We start from the raw sequence: 26,161 nt of genomic DNA on the forward strand, positions 1-26,161 counted from the left end.
GGTTGCCTACCTCGGGGGTGTGGCCGCGGGCATCGAGTGGCAGGGCTGCGACGGTGGGGCCGCGCGGGGCGGCCGGTGCACGAGCACGAGAGCCAGCACGGCCCCGGCCAGCAACAGCCCCGCACACCAGACCATGGCGCCCCGGAACGCGTCGGTCAGCTCGGCCTTCTGCGCGTAGCCGCTGCCGGACAGGCCGACGAGCAGCGGCAGCGCCGCCACCGCGAGCAGGCCGCCGGCCCGGGACGCGGCGTTGTTGAAGCCGCTGGCCACCCCGGAGAACCGGTCCTGCACGGCGGCCAGCACCGACGCGGTGAGCGGTGCCACCACCAGGGTCAGCCCGATGCCGAAGAGCAGCACCCCGGGCAGTACGTCGGTCCAGTACGAGGCGCCCGGGCCGACGCCGCGCAGCAGCAGCAGACCGACCGCGGCCACCACCGGCCCGATGGCCAACGGCAGCCGGGGTCCGATCCGCGCCGACAACGCTCCGGCTCGGGCCGACCCGACCAACAGCAGCAGGGTCATCGGCAGCAACGCGATGCCGGTGCGGAAGGCCGACCACTCCACCACGTTCTGCAGGTAGACGGCGAAGAAGAAGGTGAAGCCGCCGAGCGCCGCGTAGACGACCACGGTGAAGATGTTCAGCACCGAGAAGAGCCGGCTGCTGAACAGCCCGGTGGGCAGCATCGCGGCGTCGCCCCGCCGTCGTTCCAGCAGCACGAACGCCACCGCGGACAGGACCCCGACCAGCGCTGCGATCAGCACCGGGGCGGAGTCGAAGCCACGCGCCGGTGCGTCGATCAGGGCGTACGTGACGCCGGCCAGCGCGAGCGCGCCGAGCAGTGCTCCTCCGACGTCGAAGCGCCGGCGGGTCCGACCCGGCCCCGCGGTCCGGGAGGCGCTCTCGTCCCGGCTCTCCGGCACCCAGCGCAGCGCGGCCAGCACCACGAGCACGGCGATCGGCAGGTTGAGGAAGAAGATCCAGCGCCAGGACAGCGTGTCGATCAGCCAGCCCCCGATGAACGGTCCCAGCGCGGTGGACACCCCGGACAGCCCGGCCCAGGCACCGATCGCCCGGCCCCGGTCGTCGGGGTGGAAGCTGGCCTGGAGCACCGACAGCGACCCGGGCGTGAGCAGCGCGCCGCCGGCGCCCTGGAGGAACCGGGCCGCGATCAGCATGCCGGTGTCCTGGGCCAGCCCGCACAGCACCGAGGCGGCGGTGAACCAGACCACCCCGATGAGGAAGATCCGCCGGCGACCGAAGCGGTCCCCGAGCGCGCCGCCGAGAAGCACGAACGCCGCCAGCATCAGCAGGTAGCCGTTGATGGTCCACTGCAGATCGGCCACGTTCGCGCCGAGATCCTGCCCGAGCTTCGGCAGGGCCACGTTGACGACGGTGCTGTCGAGGAAGACCATGCCAGAGGCGAGCACGGCGGCGAGCAGCGTGCCCCGGCCGGCGGTGGTGCCCATCCGGAGGGCAGGCGCCGGTACGGGTGCGGTCATCCCACCAATGTGCCTTGCATCATGTGGGAGACGCCACGAAACGCCGAAACCATTCCCGGGTACTGTGCGCAATCGCCGGGAGACCGCAAGCTGGAGAGGTGTCGTCTGTGCGTACCAGATCAGGACCGCGAGCGGCGGTGATCGCGCTCGCCGCGGCGCTGGCACTCGGCGTGGCCGGTTGTGTCCCACAGGACGAGCCGACCACACCACCGTCGTCGAACGACGGCGGCAACGCGGCAGAGCAGCTGAGCCAGCTCACCGTGGCCACCGCCGGCTCGATGAAGGGCTACAGCCGCGACCACTTCCCGCACTGGCGGGACACCGGCAAGAACTGCGACGTGCGGGACAGCATCCTCCAGCGCGACGGCAAGGACGTGAAGCTCTCCGGCTGCAACGTGGTCGGTGGGCGCTGGGAGAGCGTTTACGACGGTCGCAGCTTCTCCGATCCCTCCGACGTGGACATCGACCACATGGTGCCGTTGGCCAACGCGTGGCGCTCCGGTGCCGACGAGTGGGACGACGCGAAGCGCGGTGACTTCGCCAACGACACCACCCGTCCGCAGCTCTTCGCGGTTTCCGCGTCGTCCAATCGGGCAAAGGGTGACCAGGACCCGTCCCAGTGGAAGCCGGCAAACCGATCGTACTGGTGCAAGTACGCCCAGGACTGGGTGACGGTCAAGCACTACTGGCGGCTGACGGTGACAAGCGCCGAGAAGGTCGCCCTGACCGACATGTTGGAGGGCTGTTGAGTGGGGAGCGACACGTGACCGCCGCCGGGGAGGGCGTCCCGGCCGCCGCCGGCATGACCGCGGACGGCGCCGCCGAGACCCCCGCCGCCGTGCCGGGTGCCGGCATGGTCGCGGATTCGGGGGGCGCCGCCGGCCCGCAGAGCCGCACCACCGACATCGTGCCCGGCCCCGGCGGCGTGATGACCGACGAGGTGGGCGTCGTCACCGGTGACCTGACGCTGCGCACCGAGTACGCGGACGGCAAGGTCACCCTGCGGGTGCAGTACAAGGACGCCGACGAGTGGTACACGGTGACCGGCACGTCGGTCGCGTTGGCCGACCCGGCGGGGCTGGACGCGGTACACGGCGTCGCGGTGGGCCTGCTGCACCGCCCCGAGGGCTGAGCCACCCGAGCGACGTACCGTCCGCTGAGCCACCCGAGCGACGTACCCGTCCGTCTGAACCACCCGGAGCACGCGCTGTCCGGGGGCCGTCCGTTCCCGGACGGCCCCCGGCGGCGTCACGGGGTGGGGATCAACTCACCCGGCGGGTCGACGGGGCCGGTGCCCTCGCTCGGGCGGACCAGCTCCACCTCGACCTCGTGCGGCCGGATCCGGCCGGCAGCGATGTCCTCGGCGAAGTGGCAGGCCACCCGGTGTCCGCCGACGACGTCGCGCAGTTCCGGCCGCTCGTCGGCGCACCGGGTGGGTTGCGCCCACGGGCACCGGGTGTGGAACCGGCAGCCGGACGGCGGGTTGGTCGGCGACGGCAGGTCACCGGCGAGCAGGATCCGCTCCCGGCGGTCCTCCACCAGCGGGTCGGGCACCGGCACCGCGGACATCAGCGCCCGGGTGTACGGGTGCATCGGCTCGCGGTAGAGGTCGTCGCTGGATGCCTCCTCCACCAGCCCGCCGAGGTACATGACGCCCACCGTGTCGGCGATGTGCCGCACCACCGCCAGGTCGTGCGCGATGATCAGATACGTCAGGCCACGCTCGTTCTGCAGGTCCTCCAGCAGGTTGAGCACCTGGGCCTGGATCGACACGTCGAGCGCGGAGACCGGCTCGTCGGCGACGATCAGGTCCGGGTTGAGCACCAACGCGCGGGCGATGCCGATCCGCTGGCGCTGGCCGCCGGAGAACTCGTGCGGATACTTGCCGAGGGCCGACGCGGGCAGGCCGACGGCCTCCAGCGTCTCGCGCAGCCGCCGGTTCGTCTCGGCCTTGTCGCCGGCCAACCCGTGCGCCTTGAGCCCCTCCACCAACAGCGACTCCACCGACTGTCGGGGGTCGAGGCTGGAGAGCGGATCCTGGAAGATCATCTGCATCCGGCGGCGGGCCTGCCGCATGGCCTCGCCCTTGAGCGAGCGCACGTCGATGCCGTCGAAGACGATCTCGCCCTCGGTCGGCTCGACCAGCCGCAGCAGGCCACGACCCAACGTCGACTTGCCGCAGCCCGACTCGCCGACCAGGCCGTACGTCTCGCCCTTGCGGATGCTCAGCGACACCCCGTCCACCGCGTAGACGTACCCGATGGTGCGGTCGAAGAGCAGGCCGCTCTTGATCGGGAAGTGGACCTTGACGTCGCGCAGCTCGATCAGGGGTCCGGTCTGTTCGGTCATCGGACCGCCACCTCCTCGGAGACGGGGTTGTTGCAGCGGAGGTCGCCGCCGGTTGCGGTGGGTTCGAGCGGCGGCGGTCCCTCGAGACACGCGTCCACGACGTTGTCGCAGCGCGGCGCGAACGCGCACCCCTCGACCCACGGGATGTTGTCGGAGACCGAACCGCGGATCGCGTGCAGTCGCTCACCGCGCGGTGAGTCCAGCCGGGGCACCGAATTGAGCAGCCCGTGGGTGTACGGGTGCCGGGCGTGCGCGAACAGCTCGTGCCGCTGTTGCCGCTCGACCACCTTGCCGCCGTAGAGGACGTTGACGGTGTCGCAGAGCCCGGCCACCACGCCCAGATCGTGCGTGATCATGACGAGCGCGGTGCCGGTCTCGTCGACCAACTGCTTGAGCAGGGTGAGGATCTGCGCCTGGATGGTCACGTCGAGCGCGGTGGTCGGCTCGTCGGCGATCAGCAGCCGGGGCTTGCAGGCCAGCGCGATGGCGATCAGCGCGCGCTGGCGCATCCCGCCGGAGATCTGGTGCGGGTACTCGCTGAGCCGCCGCTGCGGGTCGGGGATCCCGACCGCGTCGAGCAGGTCCCGCGATTCCCGCAGCGCCTGCTTGCGGTCCCGGCCCTGGTGGCGCTCCAACACCTCGGCCACCTGGACCCCGATCGGGATGACGGGATTCAGCGAGGAGAGCGGGTCCTGGAAGATCATGCTGATCTCCCGACCGCGTCGGTCGCGCATGTCGTCCGGTCGCAGTTTCAGCAGGTCGGTGCCGTCGAAGAGCACCTCCCCGGTGACCTTGTTACCGCGCTTGGGCAGTAGGCCCATGATGGCCAGGCTGGTCACGCTCTTGCCGCAGCCGGACTCGCCGACCAGGCCGACCGTCTGCCCCGGCTCCACCGTGAAACTGACCTTGTCCACGGCGGTGAAGGGCCGCTCGCCGCGCCGCTGGAACACGACGCTCAGGTCACGGACGTCGAGCAGGCTCATCGAGTCACTTCCTCACTGCTGTGGTCCTTCACTCGCGACTGCGGGGCTCGCAAGCTCACTCCTCGCGCTCGCCCGAGACGGGGTCCGGGCGCCCTGACAGCGCTCACCGTGGTCACCGCCGGTTCTTCGGGTCGATCGCATCGCGCATCGCCTCACCCAGCAGGGTGAAGCCGAGCGCGACCACGATGATCGCGAGCGCGGGGTAGTACGCCAACTCCGGGCGGACCTCGAAGTAGCGCTGGCCGTCCACGCCGAGCATCAGGCCCCACTCGGCCCGGTTGATGTCCGGGTCGCCGAGGCCCAGGAAGGACAGCGCCGCGGCGTCCAGAATGGCCACCGCGAAGGTCAGGGTCGCCTGCACGATCACGGCGGTCAACGAGTTGGGCAACATGTGCCGCAGCACGATGTTGCGCTCCTTGACGCCGAGCGCGCGGGCGGCCAACACGTGGTCGCTCTCCCGCTGGGCCAGCATCGAGCCGCGCAGCAGCCGCGCGAAGATCGGCACGCTCACGATTGCCACCGCGAAGATGACAGTCCACTGGCTCGACCGGCTGGCCATCGCGACCAGGGTGATCGCGAGCAGCAGGCTCGGCAGGGCCAGCATCACGTCGGTGAGTCGCATCAGGACCACGTCGACCCAGCCGCCGAAGGCGCCGGCGATCGCGCCGATCAGGACCCCGAGCGCGAGACCGATGAGAGTCGCGAGTACGCCCACGAAGAGCGTCTGCCGTGCGCCGTAGATCATGCGGGACAGGAAGTCCCGGCCGAGCGGGTCGGAGCCGAACGGGAACCCACTGCTGGCCCCCGGGATGGTGTCCACGGTGAGGCCCTTGGTCAACTCGTCGAAGCGCTGCACCGGGTCGTGCGGTGCGATCAGCGGGGCGAAGATCGCCACCAGGACGAACAGCCCCACGATCACGGCCCCGACGACGGCGACCGGGTTGCGCCGCAGCCGGCGCAGGGCGTCGCGGACGAGACTGATCCCGCCCCGGTCGGAGGCACTCGCCTGGGCCAGCTCGTCGAGCCGTGCCTTCTTGCGGTCGCCGAGCAGGCCGATGCTGCGCTCGCTCATGCCGGGACGTGGCTTGTCTTCCCCGGGACGGGGAGCCGGAGTGCCGGCCTGGGTGATCGGGTCACTCATCGCACACGCACCCTCGGGTCGATGAAGGCGTAGGAGAGGTCGACCAGCAGGTTGACCACCACGAAGACCAGCGCGGCCAGCAGGATGATCGCCTGGAGCACCGGGTAGTCGCGGCCGCCGCTGATCGAGTCGGTGATCAGGGTGCCGATGCCGCCCCAGTTGTAGACCTTCTCGGTGAGCACCGCGCCGGAGAGCAGCGCACCGGTCTGCAGGCCGATGGTCGTGACCACGGGCAGGAGGGCGTTGCGCAGGATGTGCCGGCCGCGGATCGTCCGGTGACGCAGGCCCTTCGCCTCGGCGGTCCGTACGTAGTCCTCGTCCAGGACGTCGAGCACGCTGGCGCGGGTGATCCGCACGATCACCGCCAGTGGAATGGTGGCGAGGGTGATCGCCGGCAGGATCAGGTGCCACAGCGCGTCCGCGCTGGCGTCGAACTCGCGGGTCAACAGGCCGTCGAGCACGAAGAACCCGGTGACGTTCGTGTTTTCCAGTCCGGTGGTGAGCCGCCCGGACGGCGGGAACCAGTGGATGTTCTGGGTGAAGACGTCCTTGAGCAGGTAGCCCAGGAAGAAGATCGGGATGGAGATGCCGAGCAGCGTGCCGGCGATGGTGAGGTTGTCCGGCCACCGTCCGCGCCAGCGGGCGGCGAGGTAGCCGAGCGGCACACCGAGGCCGACGGCGATGATCATCGCGGCGACGGCCAGCTCGATGGTGGCCGGGAAGGCGCGGCTGATCACCTCGGTGACCGGGTCACCGGTCCGGATCGAGTTGCCGAAATCGCCCGTCAACACCCGCTGCATGAACTTGCCGTACTGCACCAGGATCGGCTGGTCGTAGCCGAGCGCCTTGGTCAGCAGCTCGCGACGTTCGGGCGTCGCCCGCTCGCCGAGCAGTGCCTCGATTGGGCCACCGGGCAGGTTCCGCAGCCAGATGAAGATCAGCGCCGACAGCGCTATGAGGGTCACCACCAGCTGCAACAGGCGGCGAACTATGACTCGCAACATCTCTCACACACCAGACTCTCAAAGATCGCGGATCGGCCCGGGCCGGGAGGAACCCCGGACCCGGGCCGATCACGCCTACGGCCTCAGCCGAGGGACGTCACTTGCTGATGCTGACCGTGTTGAATCGCTCGTCGGTCAACGGGCTGGCCACCAGGCCCTTGACATCCTTGGTGACGACGATGGCCGGCGGAGCGTGCCAGACCGGAACGGCCGGCAGCCACTTGGCGGCGATGTCGCGGTTGACCTGCTCCCAGGCCGCCTTCTTGCCCGCCTCGTCGACGATGCCGTCAGCCTTGGTGATGGCGTCGAACATCTCGGTCATCGACTGGTCGCCGAACTCGATCTTGCCCCGTCCGAAGAACGTGCCGACGAAGTTGCCCGGGTCGTTGTAGTCACCCGTCCAGCCGAGGATGTGCAGGTCGTGCTTGCCGAACTGCTGCACGTCGTCCTTGAAGCCACCGTTCCACGGGCGAGGAACACCGTTGACCTTGATGCCGACGGCCTGCAGGTCGTTGGCGAGGACGGTGAAGATCTCCTGCGGGTTCGGCATGTACGGCCGGGTGACGTCCGGCGGGTAGTAGAAGTTGAGCGTCAGACCCTCGGCGCCAGCGTCCTTGAGGAGCTGCTTGGCCTTCTCCGGGTTGTACTCGTACTTCTGCACGTCCGGGGCGTAGCCGAGCACGGTGTCCGGCAGGAACTCGTCGGCGACCTTCGCGCCACCCGGACCCTTGGTCTGCACCAACTGCTGGCGGTTGAGGGCGTAGGCGATCGCCTGGCGCACCCGCAGGTCCTTCAGCTTCGGGTTCTTCTGGTTGAGGCCGAGGTAGAGGATGTTGAACGCCGGGCGGTTGACGACCTGGAAGCCCTCACCCTCGAGCGCCTTGCGGTCGGCCGGGGCCGGGAAGTCGATGCCCTGGACGGTGCCGGCACGAAGCTCCTGCTTGCGGGTGCTCTCGTCCTTGATGATCTTGATGATCATCTTGTCCACCTTGGCCTTGTCGCCAAAGTAGTCCGGGTTGCGGTTCAGGGTGATCTCGTTCTTGGCCTTGTCCCAGCCACCGAAGGTGAACGGGCCGGTGCCGACCGGGTTGGTGGTCGCGAAGGCGCTGTACTCGAACGAGTCGCCGTTCTGCTTCACCGTGTTGGCGTCGTACTTCTTCAGCGCCTCCGGGCTCGCGATCGAGAGCGAGGTCAGCGCGAAGGCCCCCGGGAAGGCGCCCTTGTACTGGTTCAGCGTGACGACCGCGGTGCCGTCGCCCTGCGCCTCACACTTGTTGTAGAGCGGCTTGCCGGCGGACTCGCTCTCGTTCTTGGCGAAGCCCCCGAAGACGTCCGTGTAGTAGATCATCTGGGACTGGGCGGCAGCGCCCTTCATGTTGTACCAGCGGTCGAAGTTGAAGCAGACCGCGGCGGCGTTGAACGGCGTACCGTCGTGGAACTTCACGCCCTGGCGGAGCTTGAACGTCCAGACCTTGCCCTCCGGGTCGTGCTCCCAACTCTCCGCCAGGCCGCCCTGAAGCTCCGCGGTGCCCGGCTTGTGGCTCACCAGGGTGTCGAACATCTGCCGGACCGGCCGGAACGACTCACCGTCATCGTTGAAGATCGGGTCGAAGTTCTTCGGGTCACCGGCACCCGCGAAGATGAAGGTGCCGCCAGTCTTGGCCTCGCCACTGTCGCCGCGCTCGCTCTCCGCGCAGCCGGCCGCGCCGACCGCCAGAGCGGCAACGGCCGCGATGGCCACGGCCGTTTTAAGCCTTCTCGCCTGCATCTCTCACCTCTGTCATGCGCATGACCACGCCGAGCTGTGGCTCGGTCCGTGTGCGGGAGGCTATGACATGTCACACGTGAAGCGGAACGGGCGTTAGGCAATCGCTACCAAGCCGACACCTTGCGAGAAGGTCTGACAGTCAACGGCACGACGCAGACATGGTGCGACACATCGATCCGTGCTCGGCCGGACACCGGAACGGGGGCGGCGCCGTCGTCGACGGCACCACCCCCGCGCGGTACGACTCAGACGGCCCGGCGCCCCTCGAAGGCCCGGCCCAGGGTGATCTCGTCGGCGTACTCCAGGTCGCCGCCGACCGGCAACCCACTGGCCAGCCGGGTCACCGAGATCCCCATCGGCTTCACCATCAGCGCCAGATAGGTGGCGGTCGCCTCGCCCTCGGTGTTCGGGTCGGTGGCCAGGATCAACTCCCGGATGCCGCCACCACCGAGCCGGATCATCAGCTCCCGGATGCGCAGGCTGTCCGGACCGATCCCCTCCAGCGGATTGATCGCGCCGCCCAGCACGTGGTAGCGACCGCGGAACTCACCGGTCCGCTCGATCGCGACCACGTCCTTGGGCTCCTCCACCACGCACAGCACCTCGTCGGTGCGTCGCGGGTCTCGGCAGATCCGGCACTGTTCGGACTCGGCCACGTTGTAGCAGGTCGTGCAGAACCGCACCAGCTCCTTGACCTTGCGCAGCGCGCCGGCCAACCGGTTGACGTCGGCCGGATCCGCCGACAGGACGTGGAACGCGATCCGCTGAGCGCTCTTCGGACCCACGCCCGGCAACCGGCCCAACTCGTCGATCAGGTCCTGGATGGCACCTTCGTACATCTGCCGGCTCAGAAACCGGGCAGGCCGAGGCCGCCCATGCCGCCGGCGACCGGACCCATCTTGCGTTCGGTCAGCTCCCGTGCCGCCTCGGCGGCGTTGTGCACGGCCGCGACGACCAGATCCTCAAGCGTCTCCACGTCGTCCGGGTCGACGGCCTTCGGGTCGATCTTGATGGCCTTGAGCTCACCGGCGCCGGAGACGGTCGCGGTGACCAGCCCACCGCCGGCGGTGCCGGTCAGCTCGGCCTCGGCCAGCTCGGCCTGGGCGGCGGCGATCTGCTGCTGCATCTGCTGCGCCTGCTTCAGCATCTGCTGCATGTTCGGCTGTCCACCTGGGCGCACGGATGGCTCCTTCTCGCACTCGTCTGCTCGGCCGCCGCCCAGCCTATCCGCTGGGACCGACCACGCCCCCGTCCGGTGCGTGCCCCACAGCGAGCCCTCCGGGTACGGCTGTCACTACCCCGAAACGGCCATCTACCAGTAGTGCGCCGGGACCCGTCACGCTGGTGTGCTCAACGGCATGAATCTCAACCGCACCGGCCGGGCCGGCGCGCTGTGCTGGGTGGCAGCCGCACCGGCCTTCCTCGTCGCCAGCCTGATCACCGGACTGCGCTGGCGGCAGCCGGCCTACAGCTGGGCCACCCACAACATCAGCGACCTCGGCAACGCCCACTGCGGCGTCTGGGACACCACCAGACCCCGCTACGTGTGCTCGCCCTGGCATCCGCTGATGAACGCCGCGATGCTGGCCACCGCCGTGCTGCTCGTGGCCGGGCTCCTGCTGACCTGGCGGCTCCTCGGTCGCGGCGTCGTCGTGCGCTGCGCGCAGGCGCTCCTGCTGCTGGCCACCGTCGGGTACGCCCTGGCGGCTCTCTACCCGGCCGACGTCGACGAGAACCTGCACGTCCTCGGCGCGTTCCTGATCATGGGAGTGGGCAACGTCGGTCTGCTCCTCGCCGGCTTCGCACCGGCCACCACGACGCTCGGCCGGTGGCGACGGATCACCCTCGCCGCCGGGATCATCGCGCTGGTCGGGACGGTGCTGTTCTTCGCCCAGCAGGGCATGGGGATCGGGGTGGGCGGCATGGAACGGGTAGCCGTGCTGCCCTTCCCCCTCTGGGCCTGCTGCCTGGGCGTCCTGCTGGCCGAGACGCGTCCCGTGCGCGATCTCGCACATTCCGCCTCGACCTGAGACGGCAGCCGCAACCGCGCGAATCGCCGAGCCGGCGCGGTTGTCAGCGGGCGTCGACCTCGTCGATCTTCTCGGCGCCGAACGTCTCGCGCAGCAGCCGTACCGCCTGCTCCTCGCTGGACTCCCGGGCGGTCTTCTCGTCGATGACCTCGTCCAACGGCTCGTCGCCCGGATCGAACCCCTCGTAGACAGGTGCCGCTGGCGCTGCGCCACCTGGTCGACCACCCCGCACCGGGCCGTCGAAGTCAGGGTCGTAGGGCGGTTCGCCGGCCCACTCGGCGTCCGCGACGGGCCGGGCCGCCGATCCGGTACGCACGCCGCGCCCCGCAGCCGCCGCACGAGCCGCGGCGATGGCGCTGCTCACCGGTGCGCCACCGCCGTTCGGGCCGGCGCCGTTCGGGCCGGCGCCGTTCGGGCCGGCGCCGTTCGCGCCACCGCCGTTCGCGCCACCGCCTGGTCGGCCGCCGTTCGGGCCGGCGCCCGGTCCGCTGCCGCCTGGTCCACTGCCGTTCCCGCCGCTGCTGTTCGGGCCGCCGCTGTTCGGGCCGGTCGGGGTTGGTGCTGAGCCGGGGCCACCCGGTCCAGCATCCGGGCCTGGGGCGTTCCCCGCCGACGCGCCACCCGGACGAGCGGCCTCCGGCCAGTCCTCGTCATCGGTCGCCTCGGCGGCCGGTTCGCCACCGCCAGGACGGGCCGCCTCCGGCCAGTCGTCCTCGTCGTCTGCCGACGCGCCCGGCTGTGCTGTGCCCGGCCGGGCCGAGCCTTGTGCGTCCGCCGGCCCGGCGGGCTGCGCTCCGCCCTGCCGACCCGAGCCGTGCGCGCCGTAGCCCTCCCCGCCTCCACCGGCACGCGCAACCGCGCCTCCCGGCAGGCCGCCACGGGCATCCGAGCCGGCAACGCTTGTCGAGTTCGGCGCGCTGGCCGGCGCAGGCGCCGGGCTGGCGGCGCTGCTCGGGTTTGGCGCGGCGGCCGGTGCAGTCGCCGGGCTGGCGGCGCTGCTCGGGTTTGGCGCGGCGGCCGGTGCAGTCGCCGGACTGGCGGCGCTGCTCGGATAGGGCACGCTGGACGGCCCACCCGGCAGGGCGGCAGCGACTGACGGGTTCGGCGCGGCGGACGGTCCGCTCGGCGGGCCGGCAACGGCGTTCCCGCTCGGAGCGTTCGGCGCGGCGGTCGGATTCGCCACGGGGGCGGCGGGTCGGGCCGGCGCGGCGGATTGCGCGCGCTGCGGACCGGACAACGAGACACCACCGCGCTCACCGGCGACCTCGCAGCGGATCTGCCAGCGCCCGCCCAACTCCTCGTAGAGCGCGTCGGTGAGCACCGCCGCATGGTCGGCCATCATCTTGGCCAGCACGGTGGACTTCACCGTCAGCACCAGCATGTCGCCGTCGAGTTCACGCACCACGGCGTCGCGCATCAGGGCGGCGATCCGCTTGTTGGTCCGGTTGACCTTGCCCACCACATCGGGCCAGACGCGGCGGACCGCGACGGCGTCCAGCGCCGCGGCCGGCGCTCCCGGTCGGGGCGGCTGGGGCGTGGCCGGGTCGGGCAGCACCGCCGACGGTGGCACCACACGACGCGGGGCCGGCCCGGCGGGCGAAACGGGTGCCGGCCCGGCGACGGCTGACGCACCGGGTGACGCCGGGATCGGCGAGTCGGCGGCCGAGACGTGCGCGGCAGACGCGCCGGAGGTCGGAGCGTGCGAGGCAGGTGCACCGGAGGTCGGGGCATGCGCGGCAGACGCGCCGGAGGTCAGGGTATGCGCGGCAGACGCGCCAGAGGTCAGGGTATGCGCGGCAGACGCGCCGGAGGTCGGAGCAGATGCGCCACCGACCGGGCCGTGCGAGGCGGGTGCGCCGGAGACCGCAGCAGCCGACGCGGGAGCACCCGGGCCCGCGGCGCTCTGTGCCGGGTACGCGGCCGGGTCGACCGCCCACGGCGGCGCGGAGGTCGGGGCGTTGACGGGTGCGGGGTGTGCGGCAGCCGGGACCGGAGGGCTCGGCTGTGGGCGTACTCCCGGGTGGGCGGCCGGAGCGGAGCCGGCGGCGGCCGGCGGCGCGTCGGTGCCGGTCAGGGTGAGCCGGCGTTCCATGCGTTCGAGGCGTTGGAGCAGGCCACCTGTGGAGTCGTCCGCGCCGGGCAGCAGCATCCGGGCGCAGATCAGCTCCAGCAGCAGGCGGGGCGCGGTGGTGCCACGCATCTCGATCAGACCGTCGTGCACGATGTCGGCACAGCGGGAGAGCGTGCCCGGCCCGAGTTGCGCGGCCTGGGCGGCCATCCGCTCGATCTGGTCGGCGGGGCCGTCGATCAGGCCCTTCGCGGCGGCGTCCGGCACCTGCTGGATCACGATGAGGTCGCGGAGCCGTTCGAGCAGGTCCGCGGCGAACCGGCGCAGGTCGTGGCCGGCCTCGGCGACCCGGTCGACGGTGGCGTACGCGGCCGCGCCGTCACCGGCGGCCAGCGCGTCGCACATCTCGTCGATCAGCGCGGAGTCGGTGACCCCGAGCAGCGCGACGGCCCGGGCGTAGCTGACCCCCTCCGGGCCGGCGCCGGCGATGAGCTGGTCGAGCACGGAGAGGCTGTCCCGCATGCTGCCGCCACCGGCGCGGACCACCAGCGGAAAGACCGCCGGCTCGACGGCGACGCCCTCGGCCTGGGTGAGTTGCTCCAGGTACGGGCGGACCACCTTCGGCGGAAACAGCCGGAACGGGTAGTGGTGGGTCCGCGACCGGATCGTGCCGAGGACCTTCTCCGGCTCGGTGGTGGCGAAGATGAACTTGACGTACTCCGGGGGCTCCTCGACCAGCTTGAGCAGGGCGTTGAAGCCCTGGGTCGAGACCATGTGCGCCTCGTCGATGATATAGATCTTGAAGCGGCTGTTGGCCGGCGCGAAGAAGGCACGCTCGCGCAGCTCACGGGCGTCGTCGACACCACCGTGGCTGGCCGCGTCGATCTCGATCACGTCGATCGAGCCGGCACCGTCGGTGGCCAGCGAGCGGCAGGACGCACACTTGCCGCACGGCTCGGGGGTGGGGCCCTGCTCACAGTTGAGCGAGCGGGCCATGATCCGGGCGCTGGTGGTCTTGCCGCAGCCACGAGGGCCGGAGAAGAGGTAGGCGTGGTTGAGCCGCCCGCTGCGCAACGCCTGCGACAGCGGCTCGGTCACGTGCTCCTGGCCGATGACCTCAGCGAAGGTACGCGGCCGGTACTTGCGGTAGAGCGCCAGCGTCACTCGTCCCGCCTCCTCTCGACCGAGCCATTCTGCGCCGGTCGGGCGCGGGTGACCACCCACCCCGCCGGGGCACCTGGGCTCTCGGGCTTGATCGACCTGGCCGCCGCGCTTGATCGACTCGGCTTCCTGGAAATCGGGGTGTCCGCAGCCCCGGGATGCCCCGACATCAGGGATGTCGAGTGGATCAACCGGCCCACAGACAAAAAGGCCTCCCGTGCACCCGGCAGAGCTCGCTTATCCTTGCTGCCTTCCGGCCCTGGGGAGGTTCACGAGATACCGCCGCACGGGAGGTGCCGCCAAGCCTACCCGACCGCCCGTCGATCTTCAGGGGGTGGTGGGGTGGCCCGGCCGGCGGGGGCCTGTATCCTGGCTCGCGGAGGATTCGCCTAGAGGCCTAGGGCGCACGCTTGGAAAGCGTGTTGGGTTTACACCCTCACGAGTTCGAATCTCGTATCCTCCGCTCGCCTGAGCTGCACCAACGACAGGGCCGGCCCTCACGGGGACCGGCCCTGACTCGTCTCGGCGTCAGCCCACCACCCGAACACTCTCCGCGCCCTGCGCCGAGAGCCACGCTTCGAGGTCGCCGCCGCCGAGGGACCGGGTCGCGCCCTCGTCGACGAAGACCGGGCCGACGACGGCCCCCTTCGCGCCGTCGAGCTGGCAGCCGAACATCCGCGCGCCGCTCAGCACCGTCGGCATGCTCGTGCCGCCCAGCTTGCACCAGCGCAGGCTGGCGTACTCCAGGTTGGCGCCGCGCAGATCCGTCTTGTAGAGCGTGGCGGAATTGAGGATCGCGTGACCGAAATCGGCACCGTCCAGCACAGCGTCATCGAGTTGCACCGCGAACAACCGGGCCGAACGGAACCGCGCCGCACCCCCCGCGCAGCCGACCAGGTCCGCCTTGGCCAGGTCGGCGGAGGAGAAATCCGCGCCCCGCGCCTCGGCATTTGCCAGGTTGGCGGCACCGAGGTTGGCCTCCTCGAACCGGACGCCGACCAGCTGGGAATCGGCGAGATAGGCGTCAAGGAGATCGAGACGGCTGAGGTCCGCGCCGCGAAAATCAAGAGAATCACCCGAGAGGTACGCCGCCGAGCCGGCGAGCCACTCCGCGAGCGCTGCCCGAGCGTCGGAGTTGTCCGGCCACCGAACGACGTCACCGCCGGTCCGTTTGTATCTGCTCATCAAACGCTCACCACCGGCCGCGCTACTCGTCCGGGCCGCCCACCGCGCACGGGACCTCGGCAGCCAGGTGTCCCCTCGGTCGCTCAACGTGATCATGTGAGCTGAGGGAGATTAACATGCGCCGGCGTACGTCACGGTCCACGCCAGACGCCGTCCCGTGGTCTCATCGACCTCGTGACCGAGGCGGCATGGCAGTGGGACGAGACCTTGTACGCGGGCAGCGCCCGCCACTACAGCGTCGGACGGCGGCCCTACCCGGCTGCCCTCGCCGATGCCATCCGTACCGCGCTCGACCTCGACGGCACCGGTCGACTCCTGGACGTGGGCTGCGGACCCGGATCGTTGACGCTGCTGCTCGCGCCGCTGTTCGAGGCGGCGGTGGGCGTCGACGCCGACCAGGACATGCTCGCGGAGGGGCGGCGCAGAGCTGTCGGGGTCGGGGTCGGTGTCGGGGGCGGGGTCGGGGTCGGTGTGATCAGCGTCGAGTGGCGGCACCTACGCGCCGAGGCCCTGCCGGCCGACCTGGGCACCTTCCGGGTGGCCACGTTCGCCCAGTCGTTCCACTGGATGGACCGTCCGCTCGTGGCTCGTCGCGTCCGCGACATGCTCACGCCCGACGGGGCCTGGGTCCACGTGGGCGCCAACACGCATCAGGGCGCGACCGGAGACGACCCCCTGCCGTACCCCCGAGCACCCTGGCAGCAGATCAACGACCTGGTAGCGAGCTACCTGGGGCCGATCCGTCGGGCCGGCCAGGGGTTGTTGCCGGCGGGCACCCCCTCCGGAGAGGCCGAAATCATGCGCGCGGCGGGCTTCAGCGGCCCCACCCGGATCACTGTCGAACAGGGGACCGTCGTGGAACGCTCCGTGGACGAGGTCACCTCGGCGGTGTTCTCGCTGTCCAGTTCGGCACCGCACCTTTTCGGCGACCGGCTCCCGGCCTTCTCGGCGGATCTGCGCCAGCTCTTGACGAAGGCAGCACGAGACGGCCGCTTCGCCGAGCGGCAAGGGGACATCGAGGTGGCAATCTGGCGACCCTGACATCTGCGGTGGCCGCGGTCGCCGTGGTCAGCGGGGTCGCCGCAGTCGCCGCACAGGCCGCACAGGCCGCACAGGCCGCACAGGCCGCAGGGAGCATGCCCAGGATGTGCAGCCTGTAGAGCTGCCCCAAAATTGGGGCAGCCCCACAAATGGGGCAGCTCTACAGGGTAGGCGCGGACCCAGGCGAAGCAGCCCCATCCGGTGCGAGCGCCGCAGCCCGATCAGGCACGGGCGGCAGCCCGATCCCGCGCGGGCGCGGCAGCACCATCCGGCGCGGCAGCCCGGCCAGGCACCGGCACGCCGGCCCAATCAGGCGCGGGCACGCCGGCCCAATCAGGCGCGGGCACGCCGGCCCAATCAGGCGCGGGCACGCCAGCCCAATCAGGCGCGGGCACGGCAGCCCGGCCAGGCACCGGCACGCCAGCCCGACCCCGCGCGAGCACGGCAAGCCGATCAGGCGCGGGCGCGCGCCCAGGAGAGGAAGCGTTCGGTCAGGCGGGCCGGGTCGACGTCGGTGAGGTGTTCGCCGGCCTCGGCGTAAAGGGTCGCCAGGTAGACGGTCAGCGCCAGCCGGTCGTGTCGATACTCGCCGAGCAACCGCAGCTTCGCCGCCGAGCAGGGCCAGGCGATGCCGCATGCCGCGCAGCGCCAGGTGGGGCGAGTCGGTACGTGATCCCGGTGGCGGCGGGGCATGGGCGGGCCTCCTTCGCGGTGGAAGAGGGTCGCCCCGCCCTCCCCGCCGGGGCGACCCTCTGACTGACGCCCACCGCCGGGCTGCTGCGCCTCCACCGGTCGCGCCGTCTTCTACAGGCCACCCTCGGGTGCGTCACCAGACAGATACACCGCGTAGCGATATGGTTCTCAGATATTTGAAACATCTCGATGGAGGGGCCGTGAACGACGCGTTGCGAGTGGCGCTCAGCGACACCGGGCACACCACCGAATCTCTCGCCGAGACCGTCGGCGTCGACCCGAAGACCGTGGGGCGGTGGTTGGCCGAGGGCCGCATCCCGCATGCTCGGCACCGCCTGGCGGCTGCCGAGGCCCTTCACAAGGACGTGTCGGACATCTGGCCGGACACTTCAAGACGTCGTGATCCCATTTGGTTTCGTCCGTGGCAGGAGATCGAGCGGGAGGCAGTGTCGCTGCGGTCGTACGAGTCGACCGTCCTGCCGGGGTTGCTGCAAACCGAGGCGTACGCCCGCGCCGTGCTGGGCGGCGCGGGCCTGATCCCCCGGGGTGAGATCGAGCGGCACCTCACGGTGCGGCTCGGCCGCCAGGGCGTGCTCAAGCGTGACGACCCGCCGCAGTTCACGGCGGTCATCGACGAGGCGATCCTCCGCCGCCCGGTGGGCGGCCGGTCGACGATGCGCGAGCAACTGCTGGCCGTGGCGACGGCCTGCGCCGAGCCGCACATCCGGGTCCACGTGGTGCCCGGCACGGTCGGCGCCTACGCCGGCCTGAACGGGCCGTTCGTGATCGCGCACAGTCCTGACCACCGGGTCGCGGGCTATCTGGACAACCAACTCCAGGGCCAAGTCGCTAGCGACCCGGAGGACATCGCGGCCATGATGGCGGCATGGGAGAACGTGCGCGGGGAGGCGCTGTCCCACTGGCAGTCGGTCGATCTCATCAGGGAAGTGGCGGAGTCATGGAGCTGAACGGCGCAAGGTGGCGTAAGAGCAGCCGCAGCAGCGGCAACGGCGGCAACTGTGTGGAGGTCGCCGACGACCTGGCCGACGTGGTCGGCGTACGGGATTCCAAGGACCCGAGCGGCCCGACGCTCGCCTTCACGCCGACGGCCTGGCGCGCGTTCGTCAGTCAGCTCGCCCGGCGGGCCTGAACGGGTCCGACGACGCGGTGGCCCCTCCGGCTGACCGCGCCCAGCGAGATCTTGGACGGTTTCCGTTCCGCCTGAACGGAAACTGTCCGAGATCTGAGCCGGCCTCGACGCGGGGAATGGTCGGTGGGTGACGCCTGTCGCACCGGTACCGTTCGAAGGGGTCGGCGGGCACACAATCTCGTCGTACACATGTTCTATCCACAGGCTGTGGACGACGGAGAGGTTGATGGGTTACCAGCTCAGCGCGGTGGTCGCGGACGCCGAGTTACTCCGGGAGCAGACCGCCGAGCTGGATCACGCGGTCCTCGGCGAGTTGCGCCAGGACTTCGCGCTGCTGCCGATCACCCCGCAGTTGATGATCGAGCTGACCGGGTCGCTGCCGGATTACGCGGCCGACGATCCCAGCGTCGACCAGCCGTTCGGGCTGGTGCTGTCGCCGCCGCTCGTCGAGTTGCTGTCGGCCTGGTCCACGTCGGGGCCGGTGGCGTACCTGGAGGCGGAGTTCTTCGGCGGCGATGGCTACCAGTCGGCGGCGGTGTGGCTGGGCGGGACCCTGTCGTGGGGTCCACAGTTCGACGATGTCCTCGACGTCCCGCGCGAGCGGTGGCCGATCAACTCGGCGCTGACGCGGCTCGGCGTGGAGCCGGGTGCGTGGATCGACCCGTTTGCCGAGGTGGGGTTGCACCTGGAACGAAACACCGATGGCTGGTTGGCGCATGGGCGGCGTCGGCTCAGCGCCGACTACTGGGATGAGCTGGTCGAGCAGTGGGAAAATCAGTAATCCCGCGATCGGCAGCAACCTGAACGCTCCCGTCCCGTTGGGGACTGGGGGATTCCATGAAATTGCGACAATTTGCGTTTATTGCCACGCTGATGACGGCTGCCTTGATCGCCGGCAGCGGAGTGCCGCCGACCGGGCCGATCCCGGACGGCCGGCCCGCCGGCAGCGTGGAGATCATTGACCTGAACGGCCTGCGCAACATCGAGTTCGGTGACACCGAGGAAGAGCTGACCCGACGCGGCATCCTGCTGACCAATTTGGACGCCTGCGGGCCGATGCTCGTCGGCCACGACACGGTCAGTCCGGTCTTCGTGGAGGACAAACTGGTGTTGCTCTGGGTTGGTGACCCGATGCGGACACCGGAGGGCATCACCGCGGGTTCGCCCATCGGCCAGGTCTGGACCCGGTATCCGCAGGTCACCCGGCTGCGCGCCCCACAGGGGACACACCGCCTCGACGGGCTGCTCGCCCGCAGCGGCGACCGCGCGTACCTCTTCCTGCACGACGGCCGCACGGTCCGAAAAACAATCGCCGGGTACGCCGACTGGGCCCGCCGCCTCTTCGAGGAGGGTGCGGGCCCATGCTGACCGGCGCAAGCGGATCAGCGGATCACCGGGCTCCGACCGGCGCCAGGCGGATCAGCGTGACGCGGTGCCGACGCAGTCGAGGTCGTAGGCCGGCAGCCTCCCGCCGGCGAGATAGGCGATGACCGCCCCGTCGACGCAGGCGTTGCCGTAGTTGCCGAAGACTCCGTGGATCCGAGCGTCGCGCAGGGTGAGCAGCCGGGAGCCGGTCAACGCGCGGTGCATCGCCTGGCCGTGCCGGTAGATCGTCCGAGTGTCGCCGGTGGACTGCACGATCAGAGCGGGTGCCGCATTCCGCACAACTGTCGGCCGCTCCCGTGGCTCCTGCGGCCAGAATGCGCACGGAGTGATCGCCCTGGTCAGCTCCCCGAACCAGGGCTCGCTGGCGCGATGCTGACGGATGTCCCGCAGATAGTCCCCCGGATCGCGGGACACCGGCACATCCCCGCAGAGGATCGCGGCCTGCGCACTGCCCGTTGCCGACTCGGCGCCGGTCAGCAGAAACGACAGCGTGTCCGCCAACGACGCGGTGGGTGTCGCCGATCCCGTCGTCGCGGCCTGCCGAAGCACCTGGACCGTCTGGGCTAGGTCGGCGTGGGTCTCGTCCCGGTCGTCGCTGAGCCGGTTGAGCAGCAGGAACGGCAGCGACTGTCGGTCGACCTGGTAGTCGCCCACCCGCAGCGGACGGCGGGTCGCGGCAGCCCAGATCTCGTCCACGACGGCCAGCACCTGCGGCCCGGTGCCGCCCAGGCCGTACCGGTCATGGTGACGTGCCACCCAGTCAGCCCAGTCGCGCAGTGCGACCTCGTTGGCTGGCCCGGCCTCGCGCAGCACCGTCGGGCCGTAACCCGCCGGGTCGACGGCGCTGTCCAGGACGACCCGGTCCGCACGCCCCGGGAACATCTGTAGGTAGACCGCACCGAGATACGTGCCGTAGGAGTAGCCGAGGTAGGACAGCTTCGACTCGCCGAGCACGGCCCGCAGGAGGTCCATGTCGCGGGCCGTGTTTCGGGTGGTCACGTGCGGCAGCAGGTCACCGCTACGACGAGCGCATCGGGCAGCGAGGTCGCGCTCGAAGGCGACCAGCCGATGGAAGGACGGGCGGTCCGGCCCGGCCGAGCGGCTGAAGGTGCCGGTCGGCCAGCCGCAGTCCAGTGGGGTGCTGCGACCGACGAACCGGGGATCCAACCCGATCAGGTCGAACCTCGCCCCGACGTCACCCAGCCACTGTCGTACGGGCAGGACATCCGACATCCCCGGCGCCCCCGGGCCGCCGGTGTTGAGCAGCAGGACGCCGACCCGACGCTCGGTGTCGGTAGCTGCGACCCGGGACAACGCGAGGGTGATCGTGGTGCCGCGTGGGTGGGCGTAGTCCAGCGGCACGGTCAGCTCGGTGCAGCTCGCCCCGGCCTGATCCAGCTCCGCACCGGCCTGATCAGCCGAATCCCGCTGACAGGTGTGCCAGAACAGTCGTTGTCGCTCGTGGCCGCCCAGATCATCGCCATCGGCCCGCACGGGAGCGGTCGCGGCGGTGACGGTGATGGTGACGGCGGCCAGCACCGCCATCGTCCGCGTCGCGCTGCCGACCACAGCATTCCAGGTCATCTTCGTCTCCTCTGTCGTCGGGAAGCCCACCCGGCGGCGGCTCACCGGGCTTCACACAAAGCGGCGTGGAGAGTCGCCGACACCGCCTGCCAGCTCTCGTACGAGGCTGGTTCGTCATTCACGACGAGCTGTGCCCGTCTGCCGTCGGCGGTGACGCCGCCCAGGGTGCGGAAACCCGGCGTCGTCCCACCGTGGCCCCAGTACAGAGCCCCGCCGCAGTCGGCCAGCGGCGTCGAGATGATCCCGAGCCCGTATCGGGCGCCGGGCCACAGTCGGTCCGGGTCGGCCGGCACGGTCTGGGTCAGCGCGGCGAGGCGGACGGGGTCCAGCAGTTGGCCGCCGAGCAGCGCGGCGAAGAAGCGATCCTGGTCGGCGAGGGTCGAGACCAGCGCCCCGCCGGCCCCGCCGTACGACATGGCGAACTCGGTGACATCTCGTCGTCGCTCACCACCGGCCAAGGCGTAGCCGCACGGATGCGTGCCCCGAATTCGCACGGAGTCGCCGGGCCAGTAGGTATCGCTCAGGCCCAACGGACCGATGATCCGCCGGGTGATTTCCACGCCGATGTCGCGGCCGGTGACCCGCTCCACGATCAGGCCGGCAAGCACGTAGTTGGTGGTCGAGTAGTGCCAGCCCGCACCCGGCGGTGGCTGGGCCAGCGCCATCGCGACCAGCTCCCCCGACGAATAGTGCCGGTACCGCCATCGATCCACCCGGTCCCAGTCCAGCGCGTCGACATGGTCGGGCAGGCCGCTGGTGTGCCGCAGCAGATCGCGCACGCTGATCCGTCGGCCGTCGTGCCCGTTGCCCCGGACCAGGCCCGGCAGGTACGTCTCGATGGGGGCGTCCAGCCCCACACGCCCCTCGGCGACGAGTTGCAGCACCACGGTCGCGGTGAACGTCTTGGTGGAGCTGCCGATCCTGATCCGCTCGTTGACGCGCATCGGCCGGCCCGTCCGCAGATCAGCTCGGCCGCTGGTGCTGGACCACCGGCCGCAGTCGGGTCCGTGCACCTCGATGGCCGCGCCGGCCAGCCGGTGGGTGGTGGTCAGTTCGTGCAGCGCGGTCGTGGTCGCCGGCCGGCTGGCACACGCCTGCCCTGGTCGGTGGGCCGCAGCCGGCGCACTCGCACCACCGACGGCGAGCAGGACGATCCCGGCGAGCACTCCGAGGCGTTGCGGTCTTCTCATGCCATCGACGCTAGGGACGGCCGGGTGCGCCGACGAGGGAGCAGAGACCCGAACCAATGGTGTAGCTGGCTACACTGCCCGACCTCCGTTGTGGACGCAGAATATGACGATGCGGCGAGCATGGTTCGCGACGACGTACCTGGTAACGGGCGGGGCCACCGCGCTCGTCGCGGCGGTCTCGATCGGCGCGCTGGTCGGGGCACTCGGGTTGATCCTCGTCCTAATCGGCCTCACGCTGCTGGCCCCGGCCGTGCGCTTCCTCGGGTGGCTCGCCGGCCTGGAGCGACGCCGCGCGCAGCGACTGCTTCACGCGCTGACCGGGGCCGATCCCCGGGAGCCCGAGCCAACACCTGTCGATCGGTTGCGCGGCGCCGTGGGTGATGTGGCCACCTACCGACATATGGCCTGGCTGGCCGCGCACGCCGTCGTCGGAGTGCCACTCACGGCCGGCGTGCTGCTGCTCTGGGTGGTCGCGCTGGGCGGGCTGATCGTCCCGCTGACGTGGTGGGTCGCGCCGGTCGAGGCACCACTCACCTTCGTCGTGCCGATCACGAGCTGGGGCGACGCACTGCTGGTGCCACCGCTGCTCACGCTCGCCGCGTTGACGCTCCTGCGGTCGGCCGTTCCGGCCTTCAGCGTGGCGTACGCACGGGCCGCCCGGACTGCGCTCGCGCCGTCGTCGCGGCGCCAGTTGGAGCGCCGGGTCTCAGAACTGACGGTCACCCGGGCCGGCGCGCTCGACGCCCACGCGGCGGAGCTACGACGGATCGAGCGCGACCTGCACGACGGCACCCAGGCGCGGCTGGTGGCGATCGCCATCCACCTCGGCGTCGCGCAGAGTCAACGAGCCGCCGACCCGGCGCTCGCCGACCAACTGATCGACCGCGCCCGGACCAACGTCGAGGCGGCGCTGACCGAGCTGCGAGCCGTGGTGCGAGGCATCTACCCGCCGATTCTCGCCGACCGAGGGTTGCCCGGTGCGGTGCACGCGCTCGCCGCCGACTGTCCGGTGCCGCTCACGGTCCGGGTCACCCCGCTGCAACGACTACCGGCGGCGCTGGAGAGCGCCGCCTACTTCGTCGTGGCGGAGGCGCTGGCCAACATCGCTCGACACAGCCGCGCGACAGGCGGCGACCTGCGGGTCGAGCACCGGTCGGGCCAGCTCGTGGTCAACGTGAGCGACGACGGCGTCGGCGGCGCACGGACATCGACCGGCACCGGCCTGACCGGCATCCGCCGTCGGGTCGCTGCGTTGGACGGCAGGGTCGAGCTGAGCAGCCCCGTCGGTGGGCCGACGGTGCTGCGCGTGGAGTTGCCATGCGCGTCCTGATCGCCGAAGACAACGTCCTGCTCCAGGAGGGGCTCAACCTGCTGCTCAGCACCGCTGGCTTCGAGGTGACGGCCGCCGTGGATTCGCCGGACGACATCCTCGCGGCGATCGACAGGCAGCGGCCCGACGTTGCCATCGTGGACATCCGACTGCCACCCACGTTCCGCGACGAAGGGCTCCGGACCGCGTTGACCGCCCGCCGGCAGCATCCCGGGCTGCCGGTGCTGCTGCTGTCCCAGTACGTGGAGCGCGCCTACGCGACCGAGTTGCTCGCCGACGGGCAGGGCGCCGTCGGTTACCTGCTCAAGGACCGGGTGTCCCGGGTCGAGGAGTTCCTCGACGCGCTGCGTCGGGTCGCCGCCGGCGGCACCGTGCTGGATCCCCAGGTCGTGGCCCAACTCGTCGCCGCCCGGCGTAGCCCACTCGCCGGCCTCACCCCACGCGAGCGTCAGGTGCTCGCGCTGATGGCCGGAGGCAGCACCAACATCGGCATCGCCACGCAACTCGTGATCACCGAGCGTGCGGTGAGCAAGCACATCGGGAACATCTTCACCAAACTCGTCCTGCCGCCCGACACCGACGTGCACCGCCGCGTCGCCGCCGTGCTCACCTTCCTCAACGACCCAGGCCGGTGAGGAAGCTGAGCACGGCCGGTGCGCAACGGCCCACGACGGCGAGCACGGGCCTGGCGGGCGAGCGAGCGACGAAAGCCCAGGCCGGCGAGCGACGCCCCACGACGGCGAGCAACGGCCCTGGCCGGCGAGCGGGCCGGTCCGCCGAGGACCGGCCCGCTGGTCACACCCGGCCGGGGACGACATCAGCGCAACGACCGCCAGAAGTCGTACGAGTGGGCGGCGGCGAAGCTTGTCGTGCCCGATGCCCCGCCATCGGCGAACACCCGCACGTACGGGGCGGCACCGTGCAGTCGGGGCCAACCGGCCCGGCCCGTCCGGGCGAAGTCGCTCCAAGCCCGGACCATGTCGTCGGCGAGCCGCTGCTGGGCCGGCGTGAGCGCTTCGGCGTAGTCGACAGTGAACAGGTACGGCAGTTCCGCACAGTGGTACGCGCCGGTGGGGAACGTCGACTCGGGTCCCTCGACGAAGAACGGCGCGTCGTCGTCGGCGAACTCGTACAGGTATGTCGGCACGCGTCGGGCGAAGGCCAACGCCGCGGAGTAGATCGGTTCGGCGTAGTCGTGATCGGTCAGCACGGCACCCAACGTCTCGCTGGGGAACTGCGTGTCCTTGCGGGGATAACGGGCCAGCACCTCCTCCGCACGGTCACCGAACATGCCGCGTACCTGGTCCCGGTACTGGTCGTCGGTGAGCGGGCACGACTCGGCCTCATCCCCCGGCGTCGGAGCCGGCTCCGACGCCGGCTCGGACCCCGACCCCGACCCCAGCCCCGGCTCCGGCCCCGGCTCCGGCTCCGGCTCCGGGCAGTACAGTCCGCTGCGTTCCATGCCCCACACCACGAGGCGAGACTCGTCCCGGTTCATCCCGGTCAGCACCGGCACCGGATGCAGCCTCCCGGCGGCCAGCGCGGCGGCCGGGTCCACCGGCAACGTGCGGCCGTCGACGACCGGGCCGAGGTCGACGCCGGCACCCGGGTAGCCGGCCGTCGCGACCAACCGGCCGGGTTCCCGCCCACGCAGGCAGGTGGCGACCGTAGCCGGGTCGGTGCAGCCGATGTTCTGGGCGAACTCCTCGGCCGTCCTGGCCGCCTCGGCCCGGGTCTGGACCGGGTTGGCGCACGAGTTGCTCTGCAGGATCGCGCGATGGAACAGGCCGGCGGAGCCCGGTGCGGCGAGGTGTGCACAGACGCTTGTCGCCCCGGCGGACTGGCCGAACAGTGTCACGTTGCCTGGGTCGCCCCCGAAGGCGGCCACGTTGTGCCGCACCCACCGCAGCGCGGCCTGTTGATCCTGCAAACCGAAGTTGCCGGTGACGCCATCGGGACCAGCCAGCGCCGGATGTGCCAGAAACCCGAGCGCGCCGAGCCGGTAGTTCACCGTGACCACGACGACGTCACCGTCGGCGGCCAGTCGCCGCCCGTCGTACACGTCTCCCCTGCCGAACCGGAAGTCCCCGCCGTGCAGCCACATCATGACCGGTCGGGGCGTCCGCGCGGCGGTACGCGGGGTCGTGACGTTCAGGTGGAGGCAGTCCTCGGCCGCCGAGGCATGGTCCATCGGCAGCCCCTGCAGTTGGGCGCAGGCAGCACCGGGCCTCGTCGCGTCGCGGACGCCGGTCCAGACCGGACCCGGCCGCGGTGCAGCCCAGCGCAGCGCTCCCAGCGGCGGACGGGCGTACGGAATGCCCTGGAACGACAGGTGTCTCGCCGCGACGGTGCCGCGTACCGCGCCCTGATCGGTTCGGACGACGGCCACGCTCCGACGGTCGTCGGCCGCCGCGGCCGGGCCGACGGCCAGCGCCGGCGCGAGGAGCGCGACCGCGCTCAGCACGACGGCCCACCGGGGGTACGGGATCCTGGTCATGGCTCTCCTCTTGGTCGAAGCCGGTACGGCGTACAAGCCGTCGCGCTGAGCATGCCGATCCGTGAATAGTTCGCCCAGACAGCACTAGTGCGCCGAGCCAT

24 protein-coding genes, 1 tRNA gene and 1 other RNA gene are annotated in these 26,161 nt (G+C 70.9%); 11 read left to right on the forward strand and 15 right to left on the reverse strand.

What is annotated here, in order from left to right; translation table 11 throughout:
• Positions 1-6: 6 nt before the first annotated feature.
• The gene (locus AB0C25_RS08610; protein WP_357370950.1) at positions 7-1,500 is read right to left on the reverse strand and encodes an MFS transporter; all 1,494 of its coding nucleotides are present in this window, start codon (positions 1,498-1,500) and stop codon (positions 7-9) included.
• Between the two features lie 107 nt (positions 1,501-1,607).
• Between AB0C25_RS08610 and AB0C25_RS08615 the strand changes: the two genes are divergently transcribed.
• Positions 1,608-2,249 carry an HNH endonuclease family protein gene (locus AB0C25_RS08615; protein ID WP_357370952.1) on the forward strand — a complete coding sequence of 214 codons (642 nt, stop codon included), beginning with the start codon at positions 1,608-1,610 and terminating at the stop codon, positions 2,247-2,249.
• Positions 2,243-2,632, forward strand: a complete 390-nt coding sequence (locus AB0C25_RS08620) for a hypothetical protein (RefSeq protein WP_357371080.1) — start codon at positions 2,243-2,245, stop codon at positions 2,630-2,632. The genes AB0C25_RS08615 and AB0C25_RS08620 overlap by 7 nt, the downstream gene beginning before the upstream one ends.
• A gap of 116 nt (positions 2,633-2,748) precedes the next feature.
• Here AB0C25_RS08620 and AB0C25_RS08625 read toward each other — a convergent pair whose 3' ends face one another.
• The 7 genes from AB0C25_RS08625 to AB0C25_RS08655 all read right to left on the reverse strand — a co-directional run bounded on the left by AB0C25_RS08625 (position 2,749) and on the right by AB0C25_RS08655 (position 9,901).
• The gene (locus tag AB0C25_RS08625) at positions 2,749-3,849 is read right to left on the reverse strand and encodes an oligopeptide/dipeptide ABC transporter ATP-binding protein (RefSeq protein WP_357255513.1); all 1,101 of its coding nucleotides are present in this window, start codon (positions 3,847-3,849) and stop codon (positions 2,749-2,751) included.
• Positions 3,846-4,832, reverse strand: coding sequence for an ABC transporter ATP-binding protein (locus AB0C25_RS08630; protein ID WP_357370954.1), 987 nt, complete (start codon positions 4,830-4,832; stop codon positions 3,846-3,848). Before AB0C25_RS08630 ends, AB0C25_RS08625 begins: the two co-directional genes overlap by 4 nt.
• 112 nt (positions 4,833-4,944) lie before the next feature.
• Positions 4,945-5,904, reverse strand: coding sequence for an ABC transporter permease (locus tag AB0C25_RS08635; protein ID WP_357255591.1), 960 nt, complete (start codon positions 5,902-5,904; stop codon positions 4,945-4,947).
• A gap of 65 nt (positions 5,905-5,969) precedes the next feature.
• Positions 5,970-6,977 carry an ABC transporter permease gene (locus AB0C25_RS08640; protein ID WP_357255516.1) on the reverse strand — a complete coding sequence of 336 codons (1,008 nt, stop codon included), beginning with the start codon at positions 6,975-6,977 and terminating at the stop codon, positions 5,970-5,972.
• A 97-nt stretch (positions 6,978-7,074) separates the two neighbouring features.
• The gene (locus AB0C25_RS08645; protein ID WP_357370956.1) at positions 7,075-8,745 is read right to left on the reverse strand and encodes an ABC transporter substrate-binding protein; all 1,671 of its coding nucleotides are present in this window, start codon (positions 8,743-8,745) and stop codon (positions 7,075-7,077) included.
• Between the two features lie 245 nt (positions 8,746-8,990).
• A complete protein-coding gene (recR, locus tag AB0C25_RS08650; RefSeq protein WP_357255522.1) occupies positions 8,991-9,584 on the reverse strand; it encodes a recombination mediator RecR in 594 nt (197 codons plus the stop codon).
• Positions 9,585-9,592: 8 nt separating this feature from the next.
• Positions 9,593-9,901, reverse strand: a complete 309-nt coding sequence (locus AB0C25_RS08655) for a YbaB/EbfC family nucleoid-associated protein (protein ID WP_357371082.1) — start codon at positions 9,899-9,901, stop codon at positions 9,593-9,595.
• Between the two features lie 202 nt (positions 9,902-10,103).
• On the opposite strand from AB0C25_RS08655, the gene AB0C25_RS08660 reads away from it, so the two are divergent.
• Entirely contained in the window at positions 10,104-10,775 is a 672-nt protein-coding gene (locus AB0C25_RS08660; protein WP_357370958.1) for a DUF998 domain-containing protein, read from the forward strand.
• A 43-nt stretch (positions 10,776-10,818) separates the two neighbouring features.
• Here the strand turns inward: AB0C25_RS08660 and AB0C25_RS08665 are convergent, their stop codons facing one another.
• Together AB0C25_RS08665 and ffs are read right to left on the reverse strand one after the other, a co-directional pair.
• Positions 10,819-14,007 carry a DNA polymerase III subunit gamma and tau gene (locus AB0C25_RS08665; RefSeq protein WP_357370960.1) on the reverse strand — a complete coding sequence of 1,063 codons (3,189 nt, stop codon included), beginning with the start codon at positions 14,005-14,007 and terminating at the stop codon, positions 10,819-10,821.
• A 203-nt stretch (positions 14,008-14,210) separates the two neighbouring features.
• An RNA gene (gene ffs, locus AB0C25_RS08670) (signal recognition particle sRNA small type) lies at positions 14,211-14,300 on the reverse strand.
• Positions 14,301-14,382: 82 nt separating this feature from the next.
• Here ffs and AB0C25_RS08675 point away from each other — a divergent pair.
• Positions 14,383-14,467, forward strand: a tRNA-Ser gene (locus tag AB0C25_RS08675).
• Between the two features lie 65 nt (positions 14,468-14,532).
• Here AB0C25_RS08675 and AB0C25_RS08680 read toward each other — a convergent pair.
• Positions 14,533-15,189, reverse strand: a complete 657-nt coding sequence (locus AB0C25_RS08680; protein ID WP_357370962.1) for a pentapeptide repeat-containing protein — start codon at positions 15,187-15,189, stop codon at positions 14,533-14,535.
• A 174-nt stretch (positions 15,190-15,363) separates the two neighbouring features.
• On the opposite strand from AB0C25_RS08680, the gene AB0C25_RS08685 reads away from it, so the two are divergent.
• Positions 15,364-16,230: a class I SAM-dependent methyltransferase gene (locus tag AB0C25_RS08685; protein WP_357370965.1), complete on the forward strand. Its 867-nt coding sequence runs from the start codon at positions 15,364-15,366 to the stop codon at positions 16,228-16,230.
• Positions 16,231-16,683: 453 nt separating this feature from the next.
• On the opposite strand, the gene AB0C25_RS08690 is transcribed toward AB0C25_RS08685, so the two are convergent.
• On the reverse strand, positions 16,684-16,923 hold the full coding sequence (locus AB0C25_RS08690) for a flavin reductase (RefSeq protein WP_357370967.1): 240 nt from the start codon (positions 16,921-16,923) through the stop codon (positions 16,684-16,686).
• 200 nt (positions 16,924-17,123) lie between these two features.
• On the opposite strand from AB0C25_RS08690, the gene AB0C25_RS08695 reads away from it, so the two are divergent.
• From AB0C25_RS08695 to AB0C25_RS08710, 4 genes are all read left to right on the forward strand, one after another.
• On the forward strand, positions 17,124-17,891 hold the full coding sequence (locus AB0C25_RS08695; RefSeq protein WP_357370969.1) for a helix-turn-helix transcriptional regulator: 768 nt from the start codon (positions 17,124-17,126) through the stop codon (positions 17,889-17,891).
• Positions 17,882-18,073, forward strand: a complete 192-nt coding sequence (locus AB0C25_RS08700; RefSeq protein WP_357370971.1) for a DUF397 domain-containing protein — start codon at positions 17,882-17,884, stop codon at positions 18,071-18,073. The genes AB0C25_RS08695 and AB0C25_RS08700 overlap by 10 nt, the downstream gene beginning before the upstream one ends.
• Positions 18,074-18,299: 226 nt before the next feature.
• Positions 18,300-18,854 (forward strand): hypothetical protein, encoded by a 555-nt coding sequence (locus AB0C25_RS08705; protein WP_357370973.1) that lies wholly within the window; start codon positions 18,300-18,302, stop codon positions 18,852-18,854.
• A gap of 92 nt (positions 18,855-18,946) precedes the next feature.
• A complete protein-coding gene (locus tag AB0C25_RS08710) occupies positions 18,947-19,441 on the forward strand; it encodes a hypothetical protein (RefSeq protein WP_357370975.1) in 495 nt (164 codons plus the stop codon).
• Between the two features lie 51 nt (positions 19,442-19,492).
• Here the strand turns inward: AB0C25_RS08710 and AB0C25_RS08715 are convergent, their stop codons facing one another.
• The gene (locus tag AB0C25_RS08715) at positions 19,493-21,043 is read right to left on the reverse strand and encodes an alpha/beta hydrolase (protein ID WP_357370977.1); all 1,551 of its coding nucleotides are present in this window, start codon (positions 21,041-21,043) and stop codon (positions 19,493-19,495) included.
• A gap of 41 nt (positions 21,044-21,084) precedes the next feature.
• Positions 21,085-22,233, reverse strand: a complete 1,149-nt coding sequence (locus tag AB0C25_RS08720) for a serine hydrolase domain-containing protein (protein ID WP_357370979.1) — start codon at positions 22,231-22,233, stop codon at positions 21,085-21,087.
• Between the two features lie 109 nt (positions 22,234-22,342).
• On the opposite strand from AB0C25_RS08720, the gene AB0C25_RS08725 reads away from it, so the two are divergent.
• Together AB0C25_RS08725 and AB0C25_RS08730 are read left to right on the forward strand one after the other, a co-directional pair.
• On the forward strand, positions 22,343-23,563 hold the full coding sequence (locus AB0C25_RS08725) for a sensor domain-containing protein (RefSeq protein WP_357370981.1): 1,221 nt from the start codon (positions 22,343-22,345) through the stop codon (positions 23,561-23,563).
• Positions 23,551-24,198: a response regulator transcription factor gene (locus AB0C25_RS08730; RefSeq protein WP_357370983.1), complete on the forward strand. Its 648-nt coding sequence runs from the start codon at positions 23,551-23,553 to the stop codon at positions 24,196-24,198. Before AB0C25_RS08725 ends, AB0C25_RS08730 begins: the two co-directional genes overlap by 13 nt.
• 182 nt (positions 24,199-24,380) lie before the next feature.
• On the opposite strand, the gene AB0C25_RS08735 is transcribed toward AB0C25_RS08730, so the two are convergent.
• A complete protein-coding gene (locus tag AB0C25_RS08735; RefSeq protein WP_357370985.1) occupies positions 24,381-26,060 on the reverse strand; it encodes a carboxylesterase family protein in 1,680 nt (559 codons plus the stop codon).
• Between the last annotated feature and the right edge of the window lie 101 nt (positions 26,061-26,161).

Source organism: Micromonospora sp. NPDC048839 (assembly GCF_040649915.1).
Taxonomy (GTDB): Bacteria; Actinomycetota; Actinomycetes; order Mycobacteriales; family Micromonosporaceae; genus Micromonospora.